Source organism: Actinosynnema sp. NPDC023658 (assembly GCF_040639995.1).
Taxonomy (GTDB): domain Bacteria; phylum Actinomycetota; class Actinomycetes; order Mycobacteriales; family Pseudonocardiaceae; genus Actinosynnema.
On record NZ_JBFAAX010000225.1, the window covers coordinates 4017 to 9117 of the forward strand.

At 72.7% G+C, this 5101-nt stretch carries 6 protein-coding genes and 3 tRNA genes; 2 read left to right on the plus strand and 7 right to left on the minus strand.

The genetic code is table 11. The features are described 5' to 3' along the window. Nucleotides 1-6 precede the first annotated feature (6 nt). Nucleotides 7-1416: a PLP-dependent aminotransferase family protein gene (locus AB0G02_RS21585; protein WP_360797171.1), complete on the minus strand. Its 1410-nt coding sequence runs from the start codon at nt 1414-1416 to the stop codon at nt 7-9. Nucleotides 1417-1477: 61 nt separating this feature from the next. On the opposite strand from AB0G02_RS21585, the gene AB0G02_RS21590 reads away from it, so the two are divergent. Continuing rightward, nucleotides 1478-2107 (plus strand): hypothetical protein, encoded by a 630-nt coding sequence (locus AB0G02_RS21590; RefSeq protein ID WP_360797173.1) that lies wholly within the window; start codon nt 1478-1480, stop codon nt 2105-2107. Here AB0G02_RS21590 and AB0G02_RS21595 read toward each other — a convergent pair. Both AB0G02_RS21595 and AB0G02_RS21600 read right to left on the minus strand, forming a co-directional pair. Then, nucleotides 2076-2612 (minus strand): Clp protease N-terminal domain-containing protein, encoded by a 537-nt coding sequence (locus tag AB0G02_RS21595; RefSeq protein WP_360797175.1) that lies wholly within the window; start codon nt 2610-2612, stop codon nt 2076-2078. The two genes, AB0G02_RS21590 and AB0G02_RS21595, sit on opposite strands and share 32 nt — an antisense overlap. Further along, nucleotides 2609-2821: a hypothetical protein gene (locus AB0G02_RS21600; protein WP_053722501.1), complete on the minus strand. Its 213-nt coding sequence runs from the start codon at nt 2819-2821 to the stop codon at nt 2609-2611. The genes AB0G02_RS21595 and AB0G02_RS21600 overlap by 4 nt, the downstream gene beginning before the upstream one ends. Before the next feature lie 65 nt (nt 2822-2886). Here AB0G02_RS21600 and AB0G02_RS21605 point away from each other — a divergent pair, with 65 nt between their 5' ends. Further along, nucleotides 2887-3639: a hypothetical protein gene (locus tag AB0G02_RS21605; protein ID WP_360797177.1), complete on the plus strand. Its 753-nt coding sequence runs from the start codon at nt 2887-2889 to the stop codon at nt 3637-3639. 42 nt (nt 3640-3681) lie between these two features. On the opposite strand, the gene AB0G02_RS21610 is transcribed toward AB0G02_RS21605, so the two are convergent. From AB0G02_RS21610 to AB0G02_RS21625, 4 genes are all read right to left on the minus strand, one after another. Further along, nucleotides 3682-3758 (minus strand) — tRNA-Phe (locus tag AB0G02_RS21610). 36 nt (nt 3759-3794) lie between these two features. Further along, nucleotides 3795-3868 (minus strand) — tRNA-Asp (locus tag AB0G02_RS21615). A 54-nt stretch (nt 3869-3922) separates the two neighbouring features. Beyond that, a tRNA-Glu gene (locus tag AB0G02_RS21620) sits at nt 3923-3995 on the minus strand. Nucleotides 3996-4168: 173 nt separating this feature from the next. Continuing rightward, nucleotides 4169-4897, minus strand: coding sequence for a hypothetical protein (locus AB0G02_RS21625; RefSeq protein WP_360797179.1), 729 nt, complete (start codon nt 4895-4897; stop codon nt 4169-4171). Nucleotides 4898-5101 lie beyond the last annotated feature (204 nt).

The following is a 5101-nucleotide window of genomic DNA, read 5'->3' on the forward strand; positions in this document are numbered from 1 at the left end:
GACCGATCACTGCCCGAACACCCGGCCCAGCCGGCGCACGGCGTCGCGCAGGACGTCGGCCGGCTGCACGTACGGCAGGCGCAGCCAGCGCTCGAAGCCGCCGTGCGCGCCGAAGCGCGACCCCGGCGCCAGGCGGATGCCGTGGTTCTGGGCGACGACGGCGATGCGGGTGCTGATCGGGGCGTCCAGTTCGCACCACACGCTGAGGCCCCCGGTCGGACGGCGGAAGCGCCAGGTCGGGCACTGTTCGCGCAGGCCCTCCATGAGCACGTCCCGCTGGGCCGCCAGTTGGGCCCTCCGCTCGCGCAGCGCCGGTTCCGGGTCGGCCATCAGCTCCGCCAGCACGAGCTGCTCCACCACCGCGGACCCGAGGTCGAGAGCGGTGCGGGTGCTGATCAGGCGGTGGACCACCTCGGGGGACGCGCGGATCCAGCCGATCCGCAGGCCGCCCCAGTGGGACTTGCTGGCCGAGCCCAGCGTCACGACCAGGTCCTCGGCGAACGTCGCCATCGGCGGCGGGCCGTCCAGCGGGTCGCCGTCCAGGTCCAGTTCGGCCACGGTCTCGTCGACCACCAGCGGGGTGCGGGCGCGGCGGGCCGTGTCGGCCAGTTCAGCCCGGCCCTCGGCGTCCAGGCGGTGACCGGTGGGGTTGTGGAAGTCGAGCACGACGTACGCCATGCGCGGTGCGGCTTGGCGGAGGGCGGCGGCCATCCCGGGCAGGTCCCAGCCGGTGTCGGTCATCGCCACCGGGACCGGGATGGCGGACACGGCCTTGATCGCGTCCAGGGCGTTCGGGTAGCTCGGTTGCTCCACCAGCACGCGATCACCCGGTCCGGTGAACAGGCGGAGGGTCAGCGCGAGGGCGTGCTGCGCGCCGCTGGTGATCACGATCTGGTCCGGTGACGTTGGCAGCCCTCGCGCCGCATACCGGTCCGCGATGCGTCGCCGCAGCTCAGGCAGACCGTGCTCGTAGTACCCGTGGTCGGCCAGGTGGTCCGGGAGGTACCGCCGCACCTGGTCGAACGCCGCCAGCACGCCCGGCAGCGCGGGAGGCGCGGCACGCGCGAAGTCCACCATCGAGTGACCCACCAACGGCGTGTCCGGGGTGAACCCCAGCGCGCCCGTCGGCAGGCTGATCCACGACCCCGCGCCGCGGCGGCTCGCGACCAGCCCCTCGGACCGCAGCTGGTCCAGCGCGGCCGTGATCATGGTGCGGCTCACCGGCAGCACCTCGGCCATCTCCCGCTCGGCGGGCAGCCGCGTGCCGGCGGGCAGCCGTCCGTCCAGGACCAGCATGCGGATCGCCGCGGCCAGGTCGGTCGAGCCGTGACGTGCGCCACGACGACGCCACTCGCCCAGCAAGCCGGCCAGGCGAAATCCGGTTATACGTCCACCTGGTGGGACATCACCGTTCATAAGGCCAATTATCGCGGATTGGATCTGGATTACAAGGCCAATCAGGACGAAAGATGGCCACATGCTCGCCGCACTCACCCAGGTCCCGGTCACCGTCTCCCCGCTCCGCCGCGTCCCCCAGCTCCTCGCCGGGCTGTGGCTCTACGGCGCGAGCATGGCGCTCCAGATCCGCGCCACCCTCGGCCTCGACCCGTGGGACGTGCTGCACGACGGCCTCACGAAGATCACCGGCTTGTCCTTCGGCACGATCACCGCGCTCGTCGGCGCCGTCGTCCTGCTCTGCTGGATCCCGCTGAGGCAGAGACCGGGGGTCGGGACGGTCAGCAACGTGATCGTCATCGGCGTCGCGGTGGACGTCACGCTGGCGATCCTGCCGAGCCCGTCCGAGATGCTGCCGCGCATCCTGTTCCTGACCGGCGGCATCGTGCTGAACGGCCTGGCCGCCGCCGTCTACATCGGCGCACGGTTGGGCCCCGGCCCGCGCGACGGCCTGACGACCGGTTTCTGCGCGCGGACCGGGACCTCGTTGCGCCTGGTGCGGACGGTGGTCGAGGTGACCGTGCTCGCCCTCGGCTGGTTGCTCGGCGGCACGATCGGCGTGGGCACCGTCCTCTACGCCGTGACCATCGGCCCGCTGACCCAGGCGTTCCTCCCCCTGGTCACCTGGGTGAGCGAGCGGCCCGCCTCCTGACCTCCCCGTAGTCCACGCCGCGCGCCCCGAGGACCTCGGCCACGAGTCCGCGCTCGGCCAGCAGCGCCAGCAGCAGGTGCTCCTGGCCGAGCGAGCCGTGGCCGAGGTCGCGGGCTTCGACGAGGCTGCGGACGAGGGTCTTCTTCGCCTCGGCGGTGAACGGCAGGTGGTTGCCGAAGAACCGCCGCCGGCGCCGGTTGCGCGCGCCGGCCAGTGCGCCTTCGCCGTGCGTGCGCTCGACGGACGCCACGACCTCGTCGACGTCGATGCCGAACCGGCGCAGCGCCTCGGTGTCGGCGTCGCTGAGCCCGCCCTTGCGCCGGGCGGCGGCGAAGGCGTCGGCCACCTCGTCGCGTCGCAGGTGGAACTCGGCCAGCACCGGCGAGTCGAGCAGGGCCAGCGCGAGGTGCTCGGGCCCGATCCCGGGCGCGTCGAGGCTCTCGGCCTGCACCACGGCGTCGTGGACGGTCTGGCGGGCGGCCCTGGTGAACCGTTCCCCGATCATCGGTCTCCCCCGTGCTTCTTGTGGACGGCCTGTCGGGTGACCCCGAGTTCGGCCGCGATCTCCTGCCATGACCAGCCGCGGGCGCGGGCGTTGCGCACCTGCACGGCTTCAAGGGTTTCCAGCAGCCGGCGCAGCGCGCTGACCGCTCGCAGCCCGACCCTGGGGTCTCGATCGCCCGCCGCCGAGGCGAGCTCGGTTGCTTCCGTCATGCCGTCAACTTTGGTTGACACGCGTCGACTTGTCAACCCAGGTTGACGCACTAGGCTCGGTGCCGATGCCGGAGATCACCACCGCCGAACGGGCCGGAGTGGGCCGTGACGGCCTGCCGCGCCCCACCGAGGACCGCGTCGTCCGACTCCCGGACGCCGTCGTGCTGCTGGACGGCGCGACCTCCCCGACCCCGCGCGAGCGCGACGGCGGCTGGCACTCGCGCCACCTGGCCGAGGAACTCGCCGCACCGGGAGCCCTGCGCGGGGACCTGGCCGACGGCCTGGCCCGAGCCATCGCCCGGCTCGCCGCGAGGTTCGACCTGACGCCGGGGAACTCGCCGTCGAGCACGGTCGCGATCACGCGGTGGACCGACACCGACGTGGACGTCCTGGTGCTCGCGGACAGCCCGGTGGTCGTGTTCACCGACTCGGGGGTCGAGGTGGTCGCGGACGACCGGCTGCGGGACCTGCGCGGGCGGGTCGACCGGATCACCGACTGGCGCAACCGCGACGGCGGCTGGTGGGTGGCCGAGGCGGAACCGGCCGCCGCGCACCGGGCCGTGCGGGCGAGGTGGCCGCGCGACCGGGTGCGCGCGGTGGTGATGGCGACGGACGGCGTGTCCTGCAGCGTGGACGACTACGACTTGTTCGCGGACTGGAAAATCGTGTTGGACATCACTTCGGAAAAGGGTCCGGAAGCGGTGCTGGACGAGATCCGGGCGGCGGAAGCGGATGATGCCGCGCGCACGAAGTGGCCGCGGCCGAAAGTGCACGACGACCAAGCGCTGGCGGTCATCCGATTCACGACCGGGAAATGAGAAAAGCCCCTCGCGCTCAGCGGAGGGGCTTTCTCAACAGTCTGGTGGCCAGGGGCGGGGTCGAACCGCCGACCTACCGCTTTTCAGGCGGTCGCTCGTACCAACTGAGCTACCTGGCCAGGTAGCGGTTCGACCGGACTGGCCGAACTGCCTTGCGACCCAGACGGGACTCGAACCCGCGACCTTCGCCGTGACAGGGCGACGCGCTAACCAACTGCGCCACTGGGCCTTGCTTTACTGCTCGTCTTGCCGGTTCACACCGTACCGCACTTACTGTACCGCGTGCCCCCAACGGGATTCGAACCCGCGCTACCGCCTTGAAAGGGCGGGGTCCTAGGCCGCTAGACGATGGGGACCCAGTTCCTCCGGCAGCCCTTGTGGGCCACCTTCTTTCCCAGGCCCTCCACGCTGTCCGGTGGAAGCATCGTAAGCATAGGGCACGGGGGTGCACACCTCCAAAACGGGGGTGGCACACGTTCTTGACCTGCGATTCCACCCCCGTTGGCGGCCGTTCACCCACGCGTCGGAGTCACAGCGGGAGCAGTCGGTCGGCGAACTCCGCCCGTTCGGCGTCGGTCAGCACGGCCAGGGCGTCGTCGAACCGCTCGTCGGTCAGCCGCTCGGCCTGCCGCCACCGCGCCTCCAGGTCCGGGCGACCGGCTACGGACGCCAGCAACGCCTCGGCGTCGTCGGGCCGCCACCCGGTGCGCCGGAGCCGGCCGAGACCGCCTTCGGGGTCCAGGGCGACGGCCTGGGTGATGCTCAGCCCCACGGCGCGCAGCGCGGCGAAGTGCAGGCCGCCGCGGAGCTCGCGGAGCACCATCAGGGCGTGGCCGAGGCGGGCGGGGCCGTCCTCGGGACGCGCCGCGTCACGCCAGCCGCGGAACAGCGGCAGCGCGGAGGCATCCGCCCCGTCGACGACCGCGAAGGCGAGGTCCGCGAACCGGTCGGCCTCCGCGACCTCGGCCAGGTGGTTGCGGGACCAGTCCCAGCACCCGCCCAGGTACGCCTCGACGGCGCGGTCGGCGGGGAACGGGCGCGCGAGCGCCATCCCGACCAGCCACTCGGGGAAGATCCCGAGCACGGACGCCGCCACGCCGGGCGACGGGTCTCCGAGGACCGCCGTGCGACCGCGGAAGTAGAGCGTGCGCGGCGGCAGGCCGACGGCCTGTTCGCGAGCCGCGAGCTCAGGTGACGCCATGAACGTCCCGGCGATCCTGACCAGCGGTTCCCTGGTTGCTTCGGCAGTGTTGAGCATTTCGTAACACTGTCACAGAACTCGGTCGACGGCAACGTCCGGGCAGCACGGGACGCCGCGGCCCGGGTGCGGTGCCGCGGTTGGCCGTTGGGGGGTGTTCGGTGACGGCGGCGGCGCCCGGGCGTCGGGTGCCCGGGGGGGCGCCCCGCGGGGGCGACCCCCGCCCCGGCGGGATTGCCCCCGCCACCCCCCCGGGCAACCCCC

Excerpts from the sequence above, each read along its gene's own strand:
- AB0G02_RS21585 (WP_360797171.1), bottom strand. The coding sequence starts at position 1,416 with ATGAACGGTGATGTCCCACCAGGTGGACGTATAACCGGATTTCGCCTG.
- AB0G02_RS21590 (WP_360797173.1), top strand. The coding sequence starts at position 1,478 with ATGCTCGCCGCACTCACCCAGGTCCCGGTCACCGTCTCCCCGCTCCGC.
- AB0G02_RS21595 (WP_360797175.1), bottom strand. The coding sequence starts at position 2,612 with ATGATCGGGGAACGGTTCACCAGGGCCGCCCGCCAGACCGTCCACGAC.
- AB0G02_RS21600 (WP_053722501.1), bottom strand. The coding sequence starts at position 2,821 with ATGACGGAAGCAACCGAGCTCGCCTCGGCGGCGGGCGATCGAGACCCC.
- AB0G02_RS21605 (WP_360797177.1), top strand. The coding sequence starts at position 2,887 with ATGCCGGAGATCACCACCGCCGAACGGGCCGGAGTGGGCCGTGACGGC.
- AB0G02_RS21625 (WP_360797179.1), bottom strand. The coding sequence starts at position 4,897 with ATGCTCAACACTGCCGAAGCAACCAGGGAACCGCTGGTCAGGATCGCC.